Consider the following 23,823-nt stretch of genomic DNA (forward strand, 5'->3'; position numbering starts at 1 on the left):
CCGGCCATGAAACTCCTCGACGACCCGCTGCATCAGTTCCCAGGGCTCGACGACACCCTCGGCGTCACGCCGGCAGCCACGTGATGGCCGTATCGCCTGGCGACGCGCCGGGCGACGGCCGCTACGGCGAGGCCGTCTTCCGTCCCGAACAGGCAGGCGAGGGCGAGAGGATCGACTACGGCGCCCTTGCCTACGACGACATGACCATCGCGAGGTTGCGGGCGCTCGGCGTCGGCCCGGGGTGGCGTTGCCTCGATGTGGGCGCCGGCACGGGAGCGGTCTCCCGCCGGCTGCTGGACGAGGCAGGGGTGGAGAGCGTCCTCGCCGTGGACCGCGACGTACGTTTCCTCACCGGGCGGCCCGGGCTCGACGTGCTGGAGGCCGACATCACCGCCCCGGACTTCGTCCGCGGCCGGTTCCGGCTCGTCCACGCGCGCTTCGTGCTGATGCACCTGCCCGAGCGGGACCGCCTGATCGCGGCGCTGGCCGAACTCGTCGCGCCCGGCGGTGTGCTGGTGCTAAGCGACGCCGTCGATCTGACCAGCGACAGGACGCCCGGCACGCCGTACACCACGGTCATGCGGGCGATGTGGCAGGGGCTGCGGGACACCATCGGCACCGATGTCACCTGGGTGCCGTCCTACCCACACCTGTTGCGCGGGGTGGGGCTCGTGTCCGTCGCCGCCGAGATTCATGTGCCGCCGCTGCTGCCGGGCAGTCCCATCAGCCGCTTCTGGGCGGACACATGGGAACGGAGCCGAGCGGCGATGATCGCCACCGGCCTGGTCGACGGCGCGGCTGTCGATGCGGCGATCCGCTACCTGAACTCCGACGAGTGCGCCGCACTGTCCGCCGGCATGCTCACCGCCTGGGGCTGGAAACCCCACGCGGAAACCGACACGGAAGCCCCGCGCTGACTCCGTCCTGAGGCAGCAGTCCCGAGTCCCGCATGAGAAGTCCCGCATGAGCGGCACCAGTTACACGACATTAACGCCCGTGACCCAGCCGTGAGACCCTTCGACCGCACCATCGCAATACCTGTCAGCTGACAGGTAACCCCCGCTCGGAGGTGCGGTGATGAACCCATCAGAGCTCACCCCTGCGTCACGTCCCGCTGACGGCGTCACGACCAGCCCCGCTCCCGTCGGTTACCACCAGGAACTGCGCCGCGGAATGGGCAACTTCGCGTCATTTGCCGCGGGATTCTCCTTCGTATCGATCCTCACCACCGTCTTCCAGCTCTTCGGCCTCGGTTTCGGCCTCGGCGGGGCGGCCTTCTTCTGGACCTGGCCGTTGGTCTTCGTGGGCCAGCTGCTCGTCGCGCTCTGCTTCGCCGAACTGGCGGCGCGCTGGCCCATCTCCGGGGCGATCTACCAGTGGTCCAGCCGGCTGGCCGGCACCACCGTCGGCTGGTTCACCGGCTGGATCATGATCATCGGGCAGATCCTCACCGTCGCGGCAGCGGCGATCGCCGCGCAGGCGGTGCTGCCGGGCATCTGGACCGGCTTCCAGATCGTCGGCGGACCCGACGCCGATCCGACGGTCGCCTCCTCGACGGGTGCCCAGAACGCGGTCCTCCTGGGCTGCGTCCTGCTGGTGATTACCACGGTGGTGAACATCCTCGGCATCCGCCAGATGGCCGCCGCCACCAGCGTCGGCGTCATGATCGAGATCGTCGGTGTGATCGTGCTGGTGCTGCTGCTCTTCTTCCTGCCCGAGCGCGGCCCGCAGGTGGTGGTCCACAACACCGGCTGGGCCGGCGACGGCGGCTACTTGGGGGCCTTCCTCGCGTCTTCGCTGATGGCGGCGTACGTCATGGTCGGCTTCGACTCGGCGGGCGAGCTGGCGGAGGAGACGCACAGCCCACGCCGGACCACTCCCCGGACCATCCTGCGCGCGCTGATCATCTCCGGCGTCGGTGGCGCACTGCTGATCCTCTCGGGGTTGTTGGCCGCGAGAAGCCTGACCGACGGCAAACTGGCCGCCGGCGGTCTGTCCTGGGTGCTGACCGACCGGCTCGGAGACACTCTGGGGCGGCTGCTGCTGTGCTGCGTCGCGGTCGCCGTGTTCGCCTGCACCCTCGCCGTGCAGACATCCGGCGCGCGAATGATCTACTCCATGGCGCGTGAGGGCGCCCTGCCATTCCACCGGCACCTCGCGAGGGTCTCGGCCCGCACCGGTACGCCGATCATCACGTCGATCGTGGTGGGCGTGGGCGCCGCGATCGCGCTGCTGGTGAACGTTCGTCAGTCGGCGATCTTCACCGCGCTCTCCAGCCTCTGCATCGCCATGCTCTATCTGGCCTACCTGGGCGTGACGCTGCCGTTGCTGGTCGCCCGGATCCGGCACCGGGGCACAGACCGGCTCCCGGAGGGCGTCGACGAGACGGGCCGGCCCCTGTTCTCGCTGGGTCGTTGGGGAATCGTCGTCAACACGCTCGCCGTGCTCTTCCAGGTCGGCATGACGGTCAACCTGCTCTGGCCCCGCGCGGAGATCTACGACCTCACCGAGGGCACCTGGTGGCTGCAGTGGAGCGCTCTGCTCTTCGTCGGGGTCAGCCTCGCCATCGGCACCGGCTACTTCGTCGCCCGCCGACTGCACCGCCTGATCGAGCTGAGGCACGTACCCCACACGCACATCGAGCCGCCCGCCGAGGCGGTTGCCGAGCCCGCCTGACGGCCCCGGCCACGCATGACCCGACGCCTTGAGGGACGCATGACGAAGGGACGACGGCACACCCATGACCACGACCGAAGGTCCGACGGCCGGCACGCCGCACGGCCGGCACCCCGACGCAACGACCGGCGAACAGCAGCCCACGGCACAGTCCACCCGACAGAGCCCCGCCTGCGTCCGTGATCTGCACCTGACCGACAGCGTCCGCAGCGCCCAGGACGACGCCCGCGCCCAGGGCGGACAGGCAGGCGCATGGATGCCGTACCTTCCGGCGTCCAGCAGCCCGCACTGCCCGCCGGGAGTCGACACGACCGCCTTGCTGTGGGCGGAGACGGTCGCGCCCGGCGGTTACACCCACAAGGCCCTCGCGCGCGGCACCCGGCTGCGTTTCGACGATCCGACCGGTGACGCCTGCGCCCACCTGTTGCTCTTCAACGCCCTGGAGCCGGTCGAGCGGCTCAACGTCGCCGACACCCAGAAGATCCCCTGGCAGGCCTACCTGGGCGTGAACCACCCGCTGTTGTCCGGCGAGGGCCGGGTCATGGCCGTCGTCACGGGCGACTCCTCCGGTCGGCACGACGCCTTCTGCGGCACCACCACGGACGCCTGGAACGAACGCAAGTACGGTGACGCCCGACCCGAAGGGCCGTCCCCGTCAGGCCGCGGGCTCTTCGTCAAAGCGGCCGCCAAGCACGGTCTGAGCCGGCGTGACCTACCGCCCAGCGTGTCCTTCTTCCAGGGCGTCCGCGTCGAGCCGGACGGCGCCCTCGACTGGCGGGGCAGCGCCGGGCCGGGAGCGCATGTCGAACTCGTCGCGGAAATGCCCCTCTTGGTGCTGGTCGCCAACGTCGCCCATCCACTGGACCCGCGCCCCGACTACGCCGTCGGGCCGCTGCGCGTGCACGCCTGGCGCGGCACCCCGACCGGTCCCGACGAGCCGCGGTTCACCGCAACGCCGGAGCTGCACCGGGCGTACCTCAACACCGTCGACTACTGCGAAGCGCGAGGGCTGTGACATGGCGACCAGAGGGACCGAGAGCTCCGTGACCGCCGACAACACAGCCAACGCCGAGACCGCCCTGACCAGCTACCCCACCGTGTCGGGCGGCACCGTCCTCTCCACCGTCCCCGTCGGCGCCGTGTATGCCCAGGGCTCCGCCCTGGACTGGGGAGCGAGCCTGGTCGGGGGCGCGGTCGTCCTGGACGAGAACGTGGCACCCAACGCGCCCTGGTCGGCGGTGGTGACCAAGGGGCACGTCCTGACGATCGTCGACGTCGGCGGCAACCAGTCGGCCGACTGCCTGCTCTACAACGCCGACGACCCCGAGGAGCGCTACAGCGTCCCCGACACCCTGGCCTGGCAGGGCAACGCCTATGTCCGCACCGGCACAGTCCTGCACAGCAACGAGGGGCGCCCGCTGATGACCGTCGTCGCGAACGAGATCGACCGCCAGGACACCATCGGCGGCGCCTGCGGCAAGGAGTCCAACACCCTGCGCTACGGCCACCATGTGATGTTCCATCACGGCTGCCGCGAGAACTTCCTCGCCGAGGCCTCGCGGCGCGGCCTGGGGGTGCGGGACCTCGTCTCCAACCTCAACTGGTTCATGAACGTGCCCGTCGAGGCGGACGGCGCGCTGGGCATCGTGGACGGCATGTCGGCGCCCGGCCGCCGGGTCGCTGTGCGCGCCGAGACGGACGTCCTGGTGATGGTGTCCAACTGCCCGCAGATGAACAACCCGTGCAACGACTTCAATCCGACCCCGCTGCGAATGATCGTCGTGGACCCACGCAGCCAGGCGAGCCCCGCGGACTCCGAGCGCCCCGACGACGCGAGCCCGCGGTCCGGGCAGGACACGGGCACCTCGGAGGACGCCGCGTGACCCGCCCCGCCACGGTTCTCGTCGCCAACCGCGGTGAGATAGCACGCCGTGTCATCCGCACGGCCCACCGGATGGGCCTGGTCACCGTCGCCGTCTTCTCCGACGCCGACCGGGCCGCCCCGCACGTCCGCGAGGCCGACCACGCGGTCCGCCTCGGTCCGGCGCCCGCCCGCGACTCGTACCTGCGCGGCGAGGCCATCATCGAGGCCGCGCTCGCCCACGGCGCCGAGATCATCCACCCGGGCTACGGATTCCTCTCCGAGAACGCCGCCTTCGCCCGCGCCGTCGAGGAGGCCGGCCTGAGTTTCGCCGGCCCGACCGCCGACCAGATCACCGCCTTCGGCGAGAAGCACACCGCCCGCGCCCTGGCGAAGGCAGCCGGGGTACCGCTGCTGGCCGGGACGGAACTGCTCGCGAGCGCCGAGGAAGCAGTCACCGCGGCCGCCTCGATCGGGCTGCCCGTGATGGTCAAGGCCACCGGCGGTGGCGGCGGCATCGGCATGCAGGCATGCGCCACCGCCGACGAGGTCCGCGAGGCCTTCACGCGCGTGGCCGCGCTCGCCGAGTCCCACTTCGGGTCGGCCGGAGTGTTCCTGGAGCGCCTGGTCCGCCCGGCCCGTCATGTCGAGGTTCAGGTCTTCGGCGACGGCACCGGCCGGATCGCCGTCATCGGCGACCGCGACTGCTCGCTTCAGCGCCGCAACCAGAAGGTGATCGAGGAGGCCCCGGCCCCGGCACTGCCCGACCGTGTCCGCGCAACTCTGCACGACTCCTCGCGCCGGCTGCTCGCATCGGTCGGCTACCGCGGGGCCGGGACCGTGGAGTTCGTATACGACCCGGTGCGCGAGGAGGCCGCTTTTCTGGAGGTCAACACCAGGCTCCAGGTCGAGCACCCGGTGACCGAGGAGGCGTACGGCGTCGACCTCGTCGAGCTCATGCTCGCCCTGGCCCTCGACGGCCGGGTCGACGACGCGGTGTTCGCGCGGGAGTGGACGCCCACCGGACATGCCGTGCAGGCCCGGGTGTACGCCGAGGACCCCGGCAAGGACTCGGTACCGTCCTCGGGCCTCATCACCCGGGCGGTGTTTCCCGGCCAGGGCACCGGCGAGATGCACGGTGTCCGGATCGACGGTTTCGCCGAGACCGGCCAGGAGATCTCGCCGTACTACGACCCCATGCTTGCCAAGGTGATCGCGCATGGGGCCACCCGCGACACGGCCTTCGACCTGCTCGGCGAGGCCCTGGCCGCGAGCCGGGTCGACGGCATCGTCACCAACCTGAGTCTGCTGCGCTCGCTGACCGTGCGGGGCGAGGTGCGCGACGCCGCGCACAGCACCAGCACCCTCGCCACGACCACCGACCCCGAGCCGCGCATCGACGTCCTGGTGCCGGGAGCGATGACCACCGTCCAGGACCTGCCCGGCCGGCTCGGCTACTGGCATGTGGGCGTGCCGCCGAGCGGCCCCTTCGACCCCGTCTCCTTCGCCGAGGCGAACCTGGCCGTCGGCAACCAGGCCGAGGCGCCCGCACTGGAGGTCACCATGGGCGGCCTGACCCTGCGCTTCTCCGCCGCGGCCGTGGTCGCCGTCACCGGTGCCCCCGTCCCGGTCACCGTGGACGGCAGGGCGGCGGACCTGTGGGAGCCCGTACCGGTCCCGGCCGGCGCCACCCTGGTCCTCGGCGCCGCACCGGGGCCCGGCCTGCGCAGCTACGTGGCCGTGCGCGGCGGCATCGACGTGCCCGAATACCTGGGCAGCGCCTCGACGTTCACCCTGGGAGGCTTCGGCGGGCACGGCGGCCGGGCGCTGCTTGCCGGAGATGTGCTGCGGCTCGCGGCCTCCCATGCCACGACCGGTGGGCCGACCTCGCCCGAGCGCCGTCCCGCGATCACCTCGCACTGGCGGATCGGCGTCACCGAAGGGCCGCACGCGGCGCCGGAGTTCTTCACCCGTGAGGACATCGACACCCTCTACGCCACCGACTACAAGGTGCACCACAACTCGGCCCGCACCGGCATCCGCCTCATCGGCCCCAAGCCGCGCTGGGCCCGACAGGACGGCGGCGAGGCCGGACTGCACCCCTCCAACATCCACGACACGCCGTACGCGGTGGGCGCCCTGGACTTCACCGGGGACACCCCGATCATCCTGGGCCCCGACGGGCCGTCCCTCGGCGGGTTCGTGTGTCCCGCGGTGGTCGCCAGCGGCGACCTGTGGAAGCTCGGCCAGCTCCGCCCCGGCGACACCGTACGGTTCGTGCCGGTCAAGGAGGCCGAGGCGGCCGCCCTCGACGCCCGCCGCGCCTCACCCGCGCTCATCAGCACCGGCGGAGACGGCGACGACGGCGTACTGGGCCGCCTGGAGGCCACCGGGGAGCGCCCCGGCGTCACCTACCGTCGGGACGGCGACGACAACGTCCTTGTCGAGTACGGCCCCATGGCGCTCGACCTCGGCCTGCGGATGCGGGTGCACGCCCTGCAGGAGACCCTGGCCGCGCACGCGCCCGACGGCATCGTCGACGTTACCCCGGGCATCCGGTCACTGCAGATCCACACCGACGCCCGCCGGCTGAAGGCCCGTGACCTCACCACCTTGCTGCGCGAACTGGAGGACGAGGTCCCGCCCACCAACGAACTGGTGGTTCCGTCCCGCACGGTGCGGCTGCCGCTCAGCTGGGACGATCCGGCGACCCGCCTCGCCATCGAGCGGTACATGGCCGGGGTGCGCGACGACGCCCCGTGGTGCCCGTGGAACATCGAGTTCATTCGCCGCGTCAACGGCCTGGAGACCGCGGACGACGTCTACCGCACGGTGTTCGACGCCTCCTACCTCGTACTCGGCCTCGGTGACGTCTACCTCGGTGCCCCCGTGGCCACCCCGCTCGACCCGCGGCACCGCCTGGTGACCACCAAGTACAACCCCGCCCGCACCTGGACCGCGGAGAACTCCGTCGGCATCGGCGGTGCCTACCTGTGCATCTACGGCATGGAAGGCCCCGGCGGCTACCAGTTCGTCGGCCGTACCGTGCAGATCTGGAACCGTTTCCGCAGGGGCGGCCTGTTCCAGGACTCCCCGTGGGCCCTGCGCTTCTTCGACCGCATCGAGTGGTACCCCGTCACTGCCGAGGAACTCCTGGAACTGCGCGCCGAGACCGACGCCGGCCGAGGCCCCTTCGACACTCAGGAGGGCACCTTCTCGATCGCCGAGTACAACGCCTTCCTGACCGCCGACGCCGACTCGATCGCCGCCTTCCGCAAGCAGCAGAGCGCCGCGTTCGAGGCCGAGAAGGAACGCTGGCGGGCCGCCGGCGAGTTCGACCGGGACGACGACCCCGAACCCCCGGCCGCCGACGCCGTCACCGTCCCGGACGGCGCGGTCCCGGTCACCGCGCCGTTCACCGCCACCGTCTGGCAGACCGTGGCGCAGCCCGGTACCACTGTCGCCGAGGGCGACCCGATCCTCTCGCTGGAGGCGATGAAAATGGAGTCCAAAGTGAGCGCCCCCGTCGCCGGGACACTTCTGGAGATCTACGTCCAGCCCGGTGAACAGGTCGCCCCCGGCCAGGTCCTCGCGGCGGTGCGGGCATGAGCGCCATGACACCGGCCGAGCGCGTCGAGGCCGCCTACGACCGTATCGAGTCCGCCGATCGGACCGAGATCTGGATCCATCTCAGGCCCCGCCACGAGGTGCTCGCCGAGGCGGCCGGGATCGATCCGAAGCTGCCGCTGGCCGGCCTGGTCGCAGCCGTCAAGGACAACATCGACGTGGCCGGCCTGCCCACGACCGCCGGCGCGCCGTCCTACGCCTACCGGCCGGACGCCGACGCACCCGCGGTGGCACGGCTGCGCGCGGCCGGCGCGGTGGTGCTCGGGAAGACCAACCTGGACCAGTTCGCCACGGGCCTGGTCGGCACCCGCAGCCCCTACGGTGCGGTCCGCAACGCCTGGGCCCCGACCCGCATTTCCGGCGGGTCGTCCGCCGGCTCCGCCGTCGCGGTCGCGCTGGGCATCGCCGACATCGCGCTGGGCACCGACACGGCCGGCTCCGGGCGGGTGCCCGCCGCCCTCAACGGCATCGTCGGCGTCAAGCCCACCAAGGGCCTGGTGCCCGTGACCGGGGTGGTCCCCGCCTGCTACACCCTCGACTGCGTGACCGTCTTCGCCCGCGACCTGCGGCTCGCCCGCACAGCCGCGGAGATCGTCGAGGGCCCCGACCCGTCCGACCCGCTCTCCCGCACCGGCACCCAGCTCCCGCCGCCGGCCGCGCGTCCCAGGGTCGCCGTCCCCACCGACGAGAACCTGGAGGGCATGGCCGACGGCTGGCGTACGGCCTTCGGCGCCGCGGTCGCCCGCCTGGCGAGCACCGGGGTGGAGATCGTCGAGGCCGACGTCACCCCGCTGCTGGAGGCCGCGCAACTGCTGTACGGCGGCGCGTTCGTGGCCGAGCGGTACACCGCCGTGGGCGAGCACATCGAGAAGCACCGCGACCTGATCGGCACGGACCTCGACCCCACCGTCGCGTCCATCGTGCTGGCCGGCCGGACCAAGACGGCCGCCGACTGGGCCGCCGACACCGCCCGGCTCGCCGTCCTCGGCGCCGCCGCGCGCACGGCCCTCGAAGGTTGCGAGGCGCTCCTCACCCCGACCACCACCTGGCACCCCACTCTCGACGAGGTGGCGGCAGACCCGGTCGGTGCCAACGCCCGGATGGGCCGCTTCACCAACTTCGCCAACCTCCTGGACTACGCCTCGCTCGCCGTTCCCGCCGGCTTCGTGGACGGCCTGCCCTTCGGCGTGATGCTCACCGGCCCCGCCTTCTCCGACCGCGCCTTGGCCGCCTTGGCCGAGCGCTTCAGCAATCATGGGCTCGACCTGTTCGTGGTCGGCGCCCACCTCACCGGACAGCCGCTCAACGCGCAACTGGTCCAGGCGGGCGGCACGTTGGTGGGCCCGGCGCGCACCGCCGCCCGCTACCGGCTGCATGCGTTGGCCACCGAGCCGCCCAAGCCGGGCTTGGTCCGGGATGCCGGGGATGGCACGGGAGTGGGCACACGTGGTGGCGCGGGGGCAGAGGGCCGCTCGGGCATCGAGGGCGAGATCTGGCGACTGCCGGCCGCGGGGTTCGGGGCGCTGATCGCCGCCGTTCCCGCGCCGATGACCATCGGCACCGTCGAACTGGCCGACGGACGGCAGATCAGCGGCTTCCTGGTGGAGCCGTACGCCGTCGAGGACGCGCCCGACATCACGCGGTTCGGCGGCTGGCGGGCCTATCTGGCGTCCGCGTGACCGGGGCGGCATCGGCGGGCAGCCGGTGCCGGCCACGGCCGGGAGCCCGCCGCCGAACCGGCAGGATGGGAGCATGACGACGACGCGGCCCCGCCAAGGCAGACCCCGCCACACGGCGGCCTCCGATCCCCACACCTCTGCCCGCGATCAGATCCTCGACGCCGCCGGGGCGCTCTTCGTGGAACACGGGATCGCCGCCACCAGCACCCGCATGATCGCCGAGCGGGTGGGCATCAGGCAGGCCTCGCTGTACTACCACTTCACCACCAAGGACGAGATTCTCGCCGAGCTGCTGGCCACCTCGGTCCGGCCGAGCCTGGAGATGGTGGAGCGGATCCAGGCATGGGTGCCCGAGCGCGTGAGTGCGGCCGCGGCACTGTACGCGGTGGCCGCGACCGACGTCCGCACCCTGTCCCGCACCCCCTACAACATCGGCACGCTCTACCTCCTGCCGGAAGTACTGGCCGAGCGATTCGACGCCTTCCGCGCCGACCGAGCCCAACTGCAGGAGAGCTACGGGTCTCTCGGCGCTGCGGCGGCGACCGAGGGCGTCGCCCGCAGCCTGCCGCCCGAGCGCATCGGGGAACTGCTGATCCAGCTGGTGGAGGTCGTCATCCAGATACGGCGTTCCCGTGAGCCGGAAGCGGCCGACACGGATGCCATCGCGTCGTCGTGCCTACGGCTGTGCGGGCTCGACGAGCCGGTGGTGACCGCCGCCAGGGACGAGGCACGGATCCTGCTGAGCCGCCTGGCATGACCGACGGCTCGGCAGGGGTGCGGTCTTCAGCGTCGTTGCCGTGGCAGGTGTGCGGTCATGCCGGAGCTGTTGTCCGATAGGGCCCCCAGGACGCTTTGAGCCGCTGCATGGCCGTCAGGCGGAAGGCGAAGTAGATCGCGGCGGCTGCGGCAACGGCGCTCAGGAGGTCGGCCGCCAGGTACTGCACGACGGCACTGCGGATCTGCGCGAGCGTTTCGGCGTTGTCGTAACGCGAGGCGGCGTATCGGCCGAACAGGTTGCTGGAGACGAACAGCGCCCACCACAGGTTCACCGGCCAGATCGACGTCCGCGACGGCACACCGTCATCCGGCAGTGGTGTGCTCGCCGTCCACATGTCGACGGCGATGCGGTACGGCATCCAGAGGTTCGCCAGCGGGATCAACCAGGCCCCGATGGCCCAGCCGGGCCTGTTGCGGAACCGGTCGGGTGCGAGCAGCCCTGTGGTGCGACGCATCTGGAAGAACCAGACGACGAAGAGGACGGCGCAGGCCAGGTACGTCGTGACCTGGAGGGTCCCGGCCTTTTCGTACAGCGAGTAGGCCCCGGCCAGTTCCTACTGGGGTGCGGCGGCAAGGGCGTCGTCCGAGCCGGTCAGCATGTGGATGCGGACTCCGGCGAACACGGCGAACAGATCGCTCAGGGCGACGGTGGCGAGCAGCGCTGAAACGGCGGCCACAAGGCCGCGCGAGGCGAGTGGCACCCTGCCGGGCAGGGAGGGTCTCGGGCGAAGATCACTGGATGCGGACATGACGGTGGCCCCCCACGGGCGGAGAAACGGGAAACGGCCCGCGGAAGAACGCGTGCTGAGGCACCGTAAGCCAAGCCCGGTCGTCCCGTCCATGACATTCCGCCGGCAGGTCCAGAGGCTGACCTGCAGGAAGTGGCCGACGAGGACTCCCACCACGAAGTCCACCGCAGCGCTGTCACAAACGGGCCGGTCGTCTGGTCCTTGCTGTGGACAGTCCCTGTTTGGAGGAAACGATGAGCGCTGAGCACGCACACCTGCCCCCGGGCGTCGAGGTGATCACGACCCTGTCGGACGCGGTGGCCCGGATCCCGGCCGGCGCCGAGGCCAGGACCATCCGGGTCACCCTGGCACCCGGTGACCCCGGCGCGCCGCCGCACCGGCATCCCGGGCCGCTCTTCGGCTATGTGACCCAGGGCGAGATCCTCTTCGAACTCGAGGGGCAACTGCCCAGGGTGCTCAAGGCAGGTGACGCCCTGTTCGAGCCCGGCGGTGACGTGATCCACTACCAGGGAGCCAACAACCTCCCGGACGCGCAGTCACAGCTGGTGGTGACCATGTTCGCGCCACCCGGTACCCCGGTTCTGACCGTGGTCGGCGCGCAGGAGCTGGCCGAACGGCGACACCTGCGCGCCACTCAGCCGTGACGGCAACCAGGATTCCGGATCACTCGGGTCCTGATTTCTAGGTGTGCCTGCCCGGTGCGGGGTCCTCGACAACGGTCCCCGCTGCCGGGGTGTCTAGCCGAACGTCACGCTGTGGGGGAGCGGTTCGAAGTAGCCGCGGGCGTCCCCGGGGAAGAGCGTGTCGGCGGGTTCCTCGCAGCCACGGTCGTAGTACACCGTTGCCACGGCGTCGGTGCGGTTCTCGACACTGTCTGCGCCCTGGAGCAGGAGGTAGCACTCCCCGTTGTCCGGATCGCCGATCTCCAGGTCCCCGGACTCGGCCGAGTGGTAGAAGAATGTGCCGGAGGCGGCGGACGCGCTGCCGGCGGGCAGCGCGGTGAAGACGGCGAGGGCGGCAGCGGCCGCCAGGGCGGTACGACCCAGGCGCGACGAAGCAATGCGTGTGGTTGCCATGGGGCAACGCTGCCCGGGACGCGGCGGCTTCCACCGGGAATAGCCCCTGGAACAGGGGGACTTGGAGCAGACAGGCAGCCCGCGCGCCCCCGGTTCGCGTCGGGCTCAGCTCACGCGCGCGGGCGCTCCGGCGACGACAGTGGCGAAGCCGGAGCGAGCACCGCGCCCAGCACCAACCAGCTGATGGCCCCCCCCGCGACAGTGGCTGGCGGCCATGGTCACGCCTGGACGGTGGGGCGGACGTTGATCTCGCCGATCTCGACGTCGTCGGGCTGTTCGATCGCGAAGGCCACGGCGCGGGCGACCGCCGCCGGATCGATACCCACCGCGTCCATGTTCTCGCGGATCCGCTGACGGATGTGCGGGTCCGGCATCGAGTCGGCGAGGTCGGTGCGGACGTATCCCGGCGAGATGGCCGTCGTGCGCACCACCCCGTCGGTGGACTCCGTGCGCAGCCCCTCGTGGACCGTGCGGACCGCGTTCTTGGTCGCGGCGTAGACGGCCATCGAGGGGGAGACGGACAGCCCGGCCACGGAGACGATGCTCACCAGGTGGCCGGACCCCTGCTCGCGGAAGACGGGCAGCGTGGCGGCGACGCCGTTGAGCATGCCGCGAAGGTTGACGTCGATCATGGCCGACCAACCTGCGGTGTCGAGGTCGGACAGCGGGCTGATCGGGGCGATGCCGGCGTTGTTCACCAGTACGTCGACACGGCCGTACTGCTCGATCGTGGTGGAGACCAGGCGCCGCAGGTCCTCTGCCTTGGTGACGTCGACGACGCACGTGGCAGCACGGCCTCCCTCCTTCTGGATGTCCTGCGCTATGGCGTCGATGCGTTCGCTGCGGCGCGCCGCGAGGACGACGGCCGCGCCGCGCCGAGCGAGCAGACGGGCCGTGGCTTCGCCGATGCCGCCACTCGCTCCGGTGATGGCGACGATCTTGCCGTGAAGAGAGAGCATGGCTGCCTCCAAGTAAAGTGGACACGTGTCCGCGTACTCGTTCCAGCTTACCGGACACGTGTCCACTTGTCGGGGCGGAACATCAGGAGAGGCCTATGAGCACGTCGGCACGCCGTCAGGACGCGAGGGAGAACCGGACCCGCATCGTGGAGGCCGCCCGGGCAGCCCTGGCCGAGTCCCACCACGTCCATCTCAACGAGATCGCCAAGCGCGCGGGTGTAGGCCAGGGCACGCTGTACCGGAACTTCCCGGGCCGCGAAGCGCTCCTCGCCGAGGTGTACCGGCGCGACGTCGACGAACTCGTGACCGCCGCCTCCACACTGCTCGCGGAACACGAGCCCGTGGCAGCCCTGCGTCACTGGCTCGACCGGCTGATCGACTACGCCGAGATCAAGCGCGGCGTCCTGGCGGCGCTGGAGCCCGCGGCATGGCAGGACCTTGTCGCCCACAGCCACAACCCCATCGAAGGCGCTCTCGGTGAGTTGCTGGACGCCGGGCAGGCGGATGGTTCCCTCCGCACGGACGTGGACGCCCATGGGGTCCTCATGCTCGTCGCGTACCTCAGCCGCCTGGACCGGGACGAGTGGCAGTCAACGGCCCGGCCTTTGATGAACGTCATTCTCGACGGCCTCCACCGACAGGAAGCGGACCGGTGAGAGCGGGGGACCGGGTCACTCCTCCGAGTGGCGCTCGTGGCCTCTCCCGGAAGAATCGGAGGTGGGACCCCTAGCTTGACGGGGGTGCCCGGACGGGCCAGGGGAGCGGGACTTCGGCGCGTGAGGGGAGCATGCCGTGCCGGGAGGACGGCGGCACACGGTAGGTGATGACGGCTTGGCCGTCGCGCTCGTCGACCCGGCGGGCCGTATCGGACTGTGGAGTTCCGAAGCGCAAACGCTGACCGGGCACCCGGCCTCCGAGGTCGTCGGTCGCGACCTGTCCGTACTTGCCGACCGCCCCACCAGCCATGGACGGGCGCTCGTCGCCGAGTTGGTCCGGGCCGGCGGTGGAGTCCGCACGGACTGGCTGCGCTGCTTCGACGGCAGCAGCCGCAGCATCCGGTGGCGTGTCGTACCCGTACCGCTCGCAGCCGGTACAGGTCTGCTCGCCGTGGCCGGCCGCGGCGACCAGCAGATCGACTGGTGCGATCCCGCGGCGGCCGACCTTCTCCTGCATTCCTCGCCGATCGGCCTGGCCGTCCTGGACAAGGACCTGCGTTACCGCTTCATCAACGACGCCCTCGCGCGTCTCAACGGCCTGCCCGTCGCCGCACACCTGGGCCGCCGCATCCTGGACGTCCTCGACCTCCCCGACCCGCGGGCGTACGAAGCGATGCTGCGACGTGTCACCGACGGTGGCGAGACGATCGACAATCTGCACGTGGCCGCGATCAGGCCCGATGGCACACCGTACGCGGCGGTGGGAACCCTTTTCCCCCTGCGGGATGCCGATGGCCGCATCGTGGGGCAGGCCGGCGTCGTGCACGACCTGGGTGGCACGAGGGCGGAGTTGCTGGACACCGCGCGCAACCAGCGGCGGCTGGAGCTGCTCACCCGGATCAGTGCCGGCCTCAGCCAGGGGCTGGACGTGGCGAGCGTGGCGTCGAGGCTCTCAGCGGTCTGTACCCCGGCGTTCGCCTCGACCGTCACCGTCGACCTCCTGGAAGGCGCAGTGCAGAGCACTGCGGCGGGGGTGCGCGGCACCGGCTGTCCTGACGGGTCTCCCAGAGCGCGGGTCTACCCGCTGAGCGCCGCCGTGGGCAGCGGCCCTGCTGCTCCGGAAGGGGATTTGCCGCAGGCCCGTGAGGCGTCGATCCCGGTCAGCGAGTGCATCCGCTCGGCCGACGTGGTGGCCTTCCTCGTGGACGAAGCGCGCGAGCAGCATCACGGCATTGCTCTGCCGTTGCTTGCCGGCGGACAAGTTCTGGGAGCGATCACCTTCTCCCGACCCGGCGGCTTCGATGCCGACGACGTGCTCACCACGCGCGACATCGCCGCTCGCGCCGCCATGGCGATCGACAACGCCCTGCTCTACCGGCGGGAAAGACTGGCCACACTGGCCCTCCAGCGCCATCTGCTGCCCGCACGCCTGCCGGACATCCCCTGGGCCAAGTCGGCATACCGCTACCTCCCCGCCCAGGACGGGACCCTGGCCGGCGGTGACTGGTACGACGTCGTGCGCCTGCCCGGCGGGCGTATCGGACTGACCGTCGGTGACGTCATGGGGCACGGACTGGGCGCGGCTGCGGCCATGGGCCGATACCGCTCTTCCGCTCGCGCCCTGCTGGCCGTGGGTCTGGAACCCGGTCAGCTCCTCACCCGCCTGGACGGGTTGAAGGACGACGCCGACAACGATCTGCCGGCCACCTGCGTCTGTGTCGTCTATGACGGGGCCGGCGGAGACCTCCGGGTCGCGCTTGCCGGCCACCCACCGCCCCTGCTGGTCCGGCCGGACGGGTCGGCGGACATACTGGCGGCCGACCCCGGGCCGCCCGTGGGCATGGGGCTTGATCACGTGTACGAGAGCGCCCACTGCGTCGTCCCGTCGGGCAGCTTGCTCGTCCTCTACACCGACGGGATGATCGAGGACCGCAGCACGTTTCTGGACCTCGACCAGGGGATCGCCATGCTCCGCCGCGCGGTTCACCACACCGAGACACCCCTGGACGAGGTCTGCGACGCCCTCGTCGCCGTACGCCCCGCCAACTCGGCGGACGACGCCACCGTGGTCGTCACCCGGCTGACCCGCCTCCAGCCCATGCCGGTGGCCGACCACGATGCTCAAATCACCGGCTAGCGTGCGAAGTCACAGGGGACGCCGGCCTGGAAACGCGGGGTGACCTCGACTGCCGTGGCTTGATCCACATGCCGGGACGGTCCCTGCGGCGTTACTTTGGAAGCAGGCCCCTCGCAGACACTCCCGCACCGGATCGCGAGCTCAGTGGAGCGCCGCGAAGAGTCAGAGGGGTGAATGATGCCCACACGTTTCGGCTGGACCGGGTGCCACAACTGTCTCTCGCTGTTCTACAGCGGCTGGCCGCCCACGAACAATCCGCCTCCGTACGACCCGGTACCCAACGGGTCCTGCACCGCCGACCCCATCCCGGGGACGCCACCCGAGTTCATCGGCCGTCACATCCCGAACAGCGACTGGGCGTTCGAGATGACCGAGGATCCCTCGACCAGGGGCGACGGCGCCGTTGTCAGCGGCTGGACGGAAGGCTTCAACCACTGCACCAAGTGCGAGGTCATGTTCACCGCGGACGCCGGCGGCAACCACTGCATGGCTTCCGGTCAGCATGCCGCCGGTACCGCGTACCAACTGCCCACCAGCTGGGGCCCGTTCGAGCACTTCAGGGCCGGCTGGAAGGTCTGCGGCAAGTGCGGCGTCCTGTTCTTCGCCGGAGAGGGCGAGTTCGACGGCGACTGTCCGGCAGACACCACCCACCACGCGGTCAGCGTGGAGTTCGGGGTCGAGTTCTGGCTGTAGGTCGGGCGTGCGCGGTGGTCGGGCGTGCGCGCTGGTTCGGGCCGGTGTGCCCGGTGAGGGGGGGGAGAGAGAGCGGGACAGGGGCCGGGCTCGTGAAGCGCTGGTGAAAACCCTGTGGAAGCGGTGTCGGTGGGGCCGTTTATGCTGCCCTCGATGATCACGCGGGACCCAGGGGAGGGCGCGGCATGTTGGGCAGGCTGTTCGGCAGGGGTGGGGAGAGACCGGCGGAGGATCCGAACGTCCTTCCCGTCCCGCGCAGGCAGAGGAACGGGACGTACACGCTGCGCGCGCTCGGAGACGCGCGCGTGCTCGCGCTGGTGGAGGCGGCCGACGCGGGTGACTGGGAGGCGGTCAAGGCGGCGCTGGCCCCCTTCGATCTCGGCCACGACCACGCGGTCCTGGCCGAGCTGGCCGATCTGGATGGCGTGCAGGACTGGATCGGCCGGGCCGTCGAGGAGGACAAGGAGCACAGGGCCACCGCCCTGCTGATATCCGGGACGCGCCACGTCAGCTGGGGCTGGGAGGCCCGCACCGCCGAGCGTGCCGTGAACGTCACCCAGGAGCAGTGGCGGGTCTTCCACGAGCGGCTCCACATCGCCGAGGAGCAGCTGCTCGAAGCCGCCGAGTTGCAGCCCGAATGGGTCACGCCGTGGCGCCGCCTCCTCACCTCCGGCCGCGGCATGTCGCTGGGCGCCGCCGTGAACGAGACCCGGCTCGACGCTGCCCTGCGCCGCGACCCGCTCGACCTGGAGACCCACGTCGAGTGGGTGTCGCAGTTGCAGCCCCGCTGGGGCGGCGAGCCCGGCCAGGCCATGGCGTTCGCCCGCGACGCGCTCTCCCGCACCCCGCAGGGGCACCGCCTCGGCTGCGTGATCGCCATGGCGCACATCGAGGACTGGGTCGAGTCGGACCGCGCTGACTGCCTCGAAACACCCGCGATCCAGGCCGAGTTGAGGGCCGCTGCCGACCACAGCATCCTCCACCCCGCCTACGCGTGGCGCCCGGGCTGGCAGCAGGACTTCAACATGTTCGCGATGGCCCTGTCGCTGGCCGGCGAGCGCCACACGGTCCGACGCGTCTTCCAGACACTCGACGGCGCCTACACCAAGTGGCCCTGGGCCTACTTCGCCGAACCCGAGAAGCAGTTCGCCCGCCACCACCGCCGCGCCTGAGCCCCCCCCTGCGGCCCAGTGCCGTCCGCCCGCCATCCGTCACCCCTCCCACCCCGGACTGCCCGATGACTCTGCCCGACACTGCCGTCAACCCGCCCGGCGCCGACCGCACCTTCCAGGTGGACCTGCGCGGCCTCGTCGACCTCCTCTCCCATCACCTCTACTCCAGCCCCCGCGTCTACCTGCGCGAGCTGATGCAGAACGCGGTGGACGCGCTGACCGCCCGGCGCGGCCACGAACCGGCCGCACCCGCCGACGCCTTCGGCATCCGCCTGTACGCCGACGGTTCGGTCGTACGCGTCGAGGACGACGGCGTCGGTCTCACCGAGGCCGACGTGCACACCTTCCTCGCCACGATCGGCCGTAGCAGCAAACGGGCAGAGCGGATCGCCGAGCAACGCGGCGACTTCATCGGCCAGTTCGGCATCGGTCTGCTCTCCTGCTTCCTGGTCGCCGACGAGATCCACGTCCTGAGCCGCTCCGCCCGCACGCCCGATGCCCCAGCCGTCGAGTGGCGGGGACGCGGCGACGGCAGCTACACCGTCCGCACCCTGCCCGCCTCCGCCCGCCCCCGGCCCGGCACCACCGTCACGCTGACGCCGCGCGCCGACGCGGGCGAGTGGACCCGCCCGGAGCAGGTGCACGCACTGGCCCGGCACTTCGGCTCCCTGCTGCGCCACCCGGTGACGTTCGACGACGGCTCGGGCGGGCCGGGCGCGTCCGTCAACCCCGAACCCGCGCCCTGGGCGCGCACCCACCCCACGCCGGGAGCCCGGTCCCGTGCGCTGGCCGCGTACGGCGAAGAAGTCCTCGGATTCACGCCGCTGGACACCATCGAGCTGGACCTGCCGGCCGTGGGCCTGAAGGGCATCGCGTGCGTGCTGCCCGAGGCCGTGCCCGCCGGACGCCGTCACGGCCACCGCGTGCACGTCAAGGGCATGCTGCTGTCCGAGCAGGCCGAGGAGATCCTGCCCGAGTGGGCGTTCTTCGTCCGCTGTGTCGTCGACGCCGAGAGCCTGCGCCCGACGGCGTCCCGCGAGTCCCTGTACGAGGACGACACCCTCGCCGCCGTCCGCGACGCCCTCGCCGAGCGGCTGCGCGCCTGGATCGCCCGGGCCGCCGCGAGCGACCCGGACCTGCTCGCCCGCTTCCTCCAGGCCCACCACCTGGCCGTGAAGTCGCTGGCGGTGCACGACGACGAGATCCTGCGGATGCTGCTGCCCTGGCTGCCGTTCGAGACCACCGACGGGCACAGCACCCTCGACGAGTTCGCGCGCACCCACCGCACCGTGCTCGTGACGTCCAGCGTGGAGGAGTTCCGGCAGGTCGCCGCGATCGCCTCGGCCGCCGGGCTCGGCGTCGTCAACGGCGGCTACACCTACGACCGTGAGCTGGTCCACCGACTGCCCGAGATCAGGCCCGAGGTCAGCGTCGCCGACCTCGACCCGGCGACCCTCACCGCCCACCTCGACCCCGTCGACCGGGAGACGGAACTGGCCGCCGCGGCCTACCTCGCCCAGGCCCGCGACGCCCTCGCCGTCTTCGACTGCGACGTAGCGCTGCGCACCTTCCAGCCCGCCTCCGCCCCCGCTCTCCTCGTCGACAGCCGGGAGGCCCGGCACGAGCGCACCCGCTCCCAGCTCGCCCGTGAGCAGGAGGGCGGCCTGTGGGGCGACATCCTCGGCGCCCTGCGGCAGGAGGCACCACGCGCCCAGCTGATCCTCAACCAGCTCAACCCGCTGGTCCGCACCGCCGTCGCCATCGACGAGCCCGAGCTGGCCCGCACCAGCGCCGAAGCCCTCTACGGGCAGGCCGCGATGCTGTCCCGGCGCCCGCTCAGGCCATCCGAGTCGAGCCTGATCAACCGCTCCTTCCTCGACCTTCTCGCCCACGCCCTTCGCAAGGACAGCTGACGATGCCGACCGCACCCCAGACAACCGACGAGCTGTACCAGGCGCTCCAGGAGAACGACGCTCGCCCCTACGGCCGCACCCGCACCGTCACCGCCGAGGAACTCGTCGACGCCGCCGAACAGTTCGCGGAGCCGCTCCCGCTCGTCCACGCGCTCCTCGAACTGCAGGAGGCGTACACCTACGGCTCCGAACCACGGAAGTCGCCTGTCGTCTTCGCCCGCCTGCTCACCCTCTTCGACGAGCAGCCCGACGTCTTCGACGACCGCCTGCGCCACCTGCTGTTCTGGCGTTTCAAGTGGGTGGGCCACGCCCTGCGCCAGCTGCCCGAGATACCGCTGGCCAGCCTGCGGCAATGGCTGACGGAGATGCGTGACCGGTACGAGAAGGCCGACCTCGGCCTCCAGCCCTACTACGGACAGGCGTACCAGCTCGCCGCCCACGTCGGGCAGGACACCACCCCCGCCTACGAGCTGTGGGCGGGCCGTACCCGCACCCGGCTCAGCGACTGCGAGGCCTGCGAGATCTGCGAGCGGGCCCTGTACCACCTCGCGGCGGGCGACGACGAGCGGGCACTGGGCACGTGGGAGCCCGTCCTGGCCGGGAAGGAGTCCTGCCAGGAGGAGCCGGCCCGCTCCGTCTCGTACGCGCTGCTGCCCCTGCTGCGCACCGGCCGCACCGACCGGGCCCGCGAACTGCACCTCGCCGGCTACCGCAGCTGCCGCCGCAACCCCTCGATGTCCCAGGAGGTCGCCCGGCACCTGGAGTTCTGCGCGCTGACCGGCAACGAGGCACGCGGCCTGGAACTGCTCGCCGAGAACCGGATCCTGTTCGACGAGGTCGACTCGCCGCTGGACCAGCTCGGCTTCCTCACCGGAGTGGAGGTCCTCCTCCAGCGCGTCGAGTCCCTCGGCCACGGCGAACTGCCCGCCGCCGGGTACGCCGGCCGCACCTGGACGGTGGCCGGCCTGCGCGCTGAGGTGCGCGGCCGCGCCGACGACCTCGCCGCCCGCTTCGACGCCCGCAACGGAACCACGGCCCACACCGACCGCCGCCGGGCCCGCCTGGAGCGTGCCCCGCTCCTGGACGCACTGGAACTGACCCTGCGCACCCGCGCCCTCGACGACGTGGCCCCGGTTGCCGCACCCGTCGCCCGCACGGCCGACGCCGCCCCCGAGTCGCTGCCCGAACTCATCGTCCACGCAAGGAACCTGGACGAGCAGGGGCACCCGGACGCACAGGCCTGCTGGGCGCGGCTGCGCACGCTGGTCACCGCCCGCGACTACACCCACCCCGACGACCCGGCCGTGGGCCCGCTCGTACGGCTGCGCGCGGACCTGCTGGCCGACGAGGCGAGCCGGGCGGGCGAGAAGGACGAGTTCGCCGTCGCCGCCGAACTTCACGAGGAGGCCGCGGGCCTGTACGACGACGCCGGCGAGCCGGGTCACGCGGCGCTCTCCCGCGCCTGCGCACTGCTGGCCGGCGCGGAGGGTGCCGACGGAGCCGAGGCGAAGGCCGCCGCGCTGACCGCCGCCCACACGTCCATGGTCGGCCTGCACGAGGGGACGCCCGACCTCGCCCCGTTCCAGGAGGCCCGCCTGCTGCGGCTGCGGGCGACGGTGCTCGGCCTGCGGCTGCAGGCGTCGAGAAGCGACGAGCACGTCGCGCCGGTCTTCGCCGAGGTGGACCAGCTGCTCGCGTTCACCACGCGGCACGACCTCGCCGGGCAGATCTCCGGCGCCCTGCTGCTGCGGACCAGCACGTACGCCCTCTCCGGCGACCTGCCCGCCGCGGTCACCGAGATCGACGCCCTCCTCGACCGGCTCAAGGCCCAGGGCCCCGCCTGGCACCTGCCCCGCACGCTCGGACTGCGCGGCCGGCTCCAGCTCGTCGGCCAGGACGCGCAGGCCGCTCACGCGGACCTGACCGAGGCGCTGCGACTGGCCGCCGACTGGCCCGCCGACGCGGTCGACACCGCCCGCCTGCACGGTGACCTGGCCGAGGCCTGCATGCACCTGGGCCGCCCCGACGAGGCCCTGCGGCACCTGACCCGCTCCGCGGAACTGGAGCTTCGCCGCGGCAGCCGGACGGACGCCTTCTGCACCTACAGCAACGCGGCCAACCTCACCCTCGACCTGGGCCGCGTCGAGGACTGCATCGCCCTGCTCGACTCCCTGCTGGCCGAACCGGACGTCGCCGCCGGAGAGTTGGACGACCGGCTCCTCGCTCAGCTGCGCCTGACCCGCGCCCGCGCGCTGCACACGGGGGAGGACCTCAAGGCGGCAACGGCCGAGTTCGTCGCCCTCGCCGCCGAGTCGGCCGGCTGGGACGACGACCCGGGAAGCCACGTCATGATCGCTGCGGAGACGGCCGTACTCCTCGGTGAGTCCGGCGAGTTCGGCCGGGCGCGCGAGGCCGCGGGCCAGGCACTCGCTGCCCACGCGCGAGCCCCGCGTTACGAGCAGCTCAGCAACTGCCTGCGTGAACTGGCCCGCCTCCAGGCCCAGCAGCAAGGCCAGGACGGGCTGGCCGACGCCCTCTCCTTCCTCGCCGACGCCGGCCGGATCGCCGACGAGGCCCGCGCCGCCGACTACGAGACCCACGGCCGTTCCCTGGACAGCGCCCTGGCCTACGAGCACGGACGCGTCAACGCCTACGCCGGCGAGTACGAGGACGCGCTGGCCGCCCTGGAGAAGGCCCTCACTCTGCTCGGCGAGCCGGCAGGCGACGACGACCACGCCGGCGAGTGGGCCGAGTGCGTCCGCCTCGCGGGTGCCGTGGAGGGCCTCTACCTCGAACGCCCCGCCCCCGCCCTCACCCGCCTCGACGCGGCGGTCTCCCGCCTGACCGCCCTCGGCCACACCGAGGAGATCGAGCCGCTCGCCTCCTTGGCGGCCCGGCTGCGCGACGAGGAGTGACGCGACGGCGCCCCTGGCCCCCGCCGGAGGTCGCTTCACTGGTGCGGGTCGGCCGGGGTGATTTTCGAGCGGGTGGATCGCAGGTGCTGGGCGGCCGACGTGGACAGCATGGTCAGCGCCTCGTCGGTGGGTGATCCAGGGTCGGCGAGGAAGGCGTACAGGGTCTGGTCCGGGTCGCCGGGGAAGGTCAGCGCTTCGGTGTGCAGCGTGAGGTCGCCGACGATCGGATGGTGCAGGGCCTTCGTGCCGTGGCCGTGGACGACGACTTTCTGCGCGGCCCACCAGCGGCGGAAATGCTCGCTCTTCATGGACAGCTCGCCGATGAGCTCGGCGGTGGCCGCGTCGTCGGGATGGCGGGCCGCGTCCATGCGCAGGGTGCCCACGAACTCGGAGGCGATGCGCTGCCAGCCGTCTGCGAAGAGTGAGCGCGCGGCCTCGTCGAGTATCAGCCAGCGGGTGGCGTTGCGGTCTCGGACGGGCATCGCGTCGAAGTCGGTGAGCAGTGCGCGGGCCATGCGGTTGCTTGCCAGGATCTGGGTGCGGCGTCCCAGGACGAAGGCCGGCGTGTCCCCGAGGCGGGCCAGCAGTGTGTGCACGCCGGGACGCACCTTCTGCACGGCACGGGGTGTGCGGCGGCCCCCGCCCGGCTGACGGGCCACCGCGTGCAGGTAGCTGCGTTCGGCCGGGTCCAGCTGAAGAGCGTTCGCCAGGGCGTCGAGGACGGACTGCGAGGGAGTGATGGGCCTGCCCTGTTCCAGGCGTGTGTAGTAGTCGACGCTGACGCCGGCCAGCGCGGCCAGTTCCTCCCTGCGCAGTCCCGGGACGCGGCGGGGTGCGGGGTCGTGGATGCCGAGGTGGTGCGGGTCCATCGCTGCGCGCCGGGCGCGCAGGAAGTCGCCGAGCTCTTCGTTGCGCTCCATGGGTCCATGGTCG

At 71.7% G+C, this 23,823-nt stretch carries 19 protein-coding genes; 14 read left to right on the forward strand and 5 right to left on the reverse strand.

Translation table 11 applies throughout. The features are described 5' to 3' along the window. The first annotated feature begins 83 nt into the window (after window positions 1-83). The 7 genes from OG254_RS47415 (at window position 84) to OG254_RS47445 (ending at window position 10,600) form a co-directional block, all read left to right on the forward strand. Complete coding sequence (locus OG254_RS47415) at window positions 84-917, forward strand: class I SAM-dependent methyltransferase (protein ID WP_405594199.1); 834 nt, start codon at window positions 84-86, stop codon at window positions 915-917. Between the two features lie 160 nt (window positions 918-1,077). Then, the gene (locus tag OG254_RS47420; RefSeq protein WP_405594202.1) at window positions 1,078-2,676 is read left to right on the forward strand and encodes an amino acid permease; all 1,599 of its coding nucleotides are present in this window, start codon (window positions 1,078-1,080) and stop codon (window positions 2,674-2,676) included. 64 nt (window positions 2,677-2,740) lie between these two features. Next, window positions 2,741-3,691 (forward strand): urea amidolyase associated protein UAAP1, encoded by a 951-nt coding sequence (locus OG254_RS47425; protein WP_405594204.1) that lies wholly within the window; start codon window positions 2,741-2,743, stop codon window positions 3,689-3,691. 1 nt (window position 3,692) lies between these two features. Continuing rightward, on the forward strand, window positions 3,693-4,559 hold the full coding sequence (locus OG254_RS47430; RefSeq protein WP_405594206.1) for an urea amidolyase associated protein UAAP2: 867 nt from the start codon (window positions 3,693-3,695) through the stop codon (window positions 4,557-4,559). Beyond that, window positions 4,556-8,146 carry an urea carboxylase gene (gene uca, locus OG254_RS47435; RefSeq protein WP_405594208.1) on the forward strand — a complete coding sequence of 1,197 codons (3,591 nt, stop codon included), beginning with the start codon at window positions 4,556-4,558 and terminating at the stop codon, window positions 8,144-8,146. The genes OG254_RS47430 and uca overlap by 4 nt, the downstream gene beginning before the upstream one ends. 5 nt (window positions 8,147-8,151) lie before the next feature. Then, window positions 8,152-9,843 (forward strand): allophanate hydrolase, encoded by a 1,692-nt coding sequence (gene atzF, locus OG254_RS47440; protein WP_405595616.1) that lies wholly within the window; start codon window positions 8,152-8,154, stop codon window positions 9,841-9,843. Window positions 9,844-9,916: 73 nt separating this feature from the next. After that, on the forward strand, window positions 9,917-10,600 hold the full coding sequence (locus OG254_RS47445; RefSeq protein WP_405594210.1) for a helix-turn-helix domain-containing protein: 684 nt from the start codon (window positions 9,917-9,919) through the stop codon (window positions 10,598-10,600). Between the two features lie 55 nt (window positions 10,601-10,655). On the opposite strand, the gene OG254_RS47450 is transcribed toward OG254_RS47445, so the two are convergent. Both OG254_RS47450 and OG254_RS47455 read right to left on the reverse strand, forming a co-directional pair. Beyond that, window positions 10,656-11,171 (reverse strand): DUF4328 domain-containing protein, encoded by a 516-nt coding sequence (locus OG254_RS47450; RefSeq protein WP_405595618.1) that lies wholly within the window; start codon window positions 11,169-11,171, stop codon window positions 10,656-10,658. 3 nt (window positions 11,172-11,174) lie between these two features. Continuing rightward, window positions 11,175-11,369, reverse strand: a complete 195-nt coding sequence (locus OG254_RS47455) for a hypothetical protein (protein ID WP_405594212.1) — start codon at window positions 11,367-11,369, stop codon at window positions 11,175-11,177. 233 nt (window positions 11,370-11,602) lie between these two features. Here OG254_RS47455 and OG254_RS47460 point away from each other — a divergent pair, with 233 nt between their 5' ends. Continuing rightward, the gene (locus tag OG254_RS47460; RefSeq protein WP_405594214.1) at window positions 11,603-12,013 is read left to right on the forward strand and encodes a cupin domain-containing protein; all 411 of its coding nucleotides are present in this window, start codon (window positions 11,603-11,605) and stop codon (window positions 12,011-12,013) included. A 93-nt stretch (window positions 12,014-12,106) separates the two neighbouring features. Here OG254_RS47460 and OG254_RS47465 read toward each other — a convergent pair whose 3' ends face one another. Together OG254_RS47465 and OG254_RS47470 are read right to left on the reverse strand one after the other, a co-directional pair. Beyond that, on the reverse strand, window positions 12,107-12,445 hold the full coding sequence (locus tag OG254_RS47465) for a hypothetical protein (RefSeq protein WP_405594216.1): 339 nt from the start codon (window positions 12,443-12,445) through the stop codon (window positions 12,107-12,109). Window positions 12,446-12,663: 218 nt separating this feature from the next. Further along, entirely contained in the window at window positions 12,664-13,404 is a 741-nt protein-coding gene (locus tag OG254_RS47470) for an SDR family oxidoreductase (RefSeq protein ID WP_405594218.1), read from the reverse strand. A gap of 95 nt (window positions 13,405-13,499) precedes the next feature. Here OG254_RS47470 and OG254_RS47475 point away from each other — a divergent pair, with 95 nt between their 5' ends. The 6 genes from OG254_RS47475 (at window position 13,500) to OG254_RS47500 (ending at window position 22,890) form a co-directional block, all read left to right on the forward strand. Beyond that, window positions 13,500-14,060: a TetR/AcrR family transcriptional regulator gene (locus OG254_RS47475; RefSeq protein WP_405594220.1), complete on the forward strand. Its 561-nt coding sequence runs from the start codon at window positions 13,500-13,502 to the stop codon at window positions 14,058-14,060. 175 nt (window positions 14,061-14,235) lie between these two features. Continuing rightward, window positions 14,236-16,197, forward strand: a complete 1,962-nt coding sequence (locus tag OG254_RS47480; protein ID WP_405594222.1) for a SpoIIE family protein phosphatase — start codon at window positions 14,236-14,238, stop codon at window positions 16,195-16,197. Window positions 16,198-16,371: 174 nt separating this feature from the next. Continuing rightward, window positions 16,372-16,890: a hypothetical protein gene (locus OG254_RS47485; protein ID WP_405594224.1), complete on the forward strand. Its 519-nt coding sequence runs from the start codon at window positions 16,372-16,374 to the stop codon at window positions 16,888-16,890. Window positions 16,891-17,075: 185 nt separating this feature from the next. Further along, window positions 17,076-18,062: a hypothetical protein gene (locus tag OG254_RS47490; protein ID WP_405594227.1), complete on the forward strand. Its 987-nt coding sequence runs from the start codon at window positions 17,076-17,078 to the stop codon at window positions 18,060-18,062. Between the two features lie 65 nt (window positions 18,063-18,127). Beyond that, window positions 18,128-19,975, forward strand: a complete 1,848-nt coding sequence (locus OG254_RS47495) for an HSP90 family protein (protein WP_405594229.1) — start codon at window positions 18,128-18,130, stop codon at window positions 19,973-19,975. Between the two features lie 2 nt (window positions 19,976-19,977). Beyond that, window positions 19,978-22,890 (forward strand): hypothetical protein, encoded by a 2,913-nt coding sequence (locus OG254_RS47500; RefSeq protein ID WP_405594231.1) that lies wholly within the window; start codon window positions 19,978-19,980, stop codon window positions 22,888-22,890. A 35-nt stretch (window positions 22,891-22,925) separates the two neighbouring features. Here OG254_RS47500 and OG254_RS47505 read toward each other — a convergent pair whose 3' ends face one another. After that, window positions 22,926-23,810 (reverse strand): helix-turn-helix transcriptional regulator, encoded by an 885-nt coding sequence (locus OG254_RS47505; protein WP_405594233.1) that lies wholly within the window; start codon window positions 23,808-23,810, stop codon window positions 22,926-22,928. Between the last annotated feature and the right edge of the window lie 13 nt (window positions 23,811-23,823).

Origin of the sequence: Streptomyces sp. NBC_01092 (assembly GCF_045039535.1) — a bacterium.
Lineage (GTDB): Bacteria > Actinomycetota > Actinomycetes > Streptomycetales > Streptomycetaceae > Streptomyces.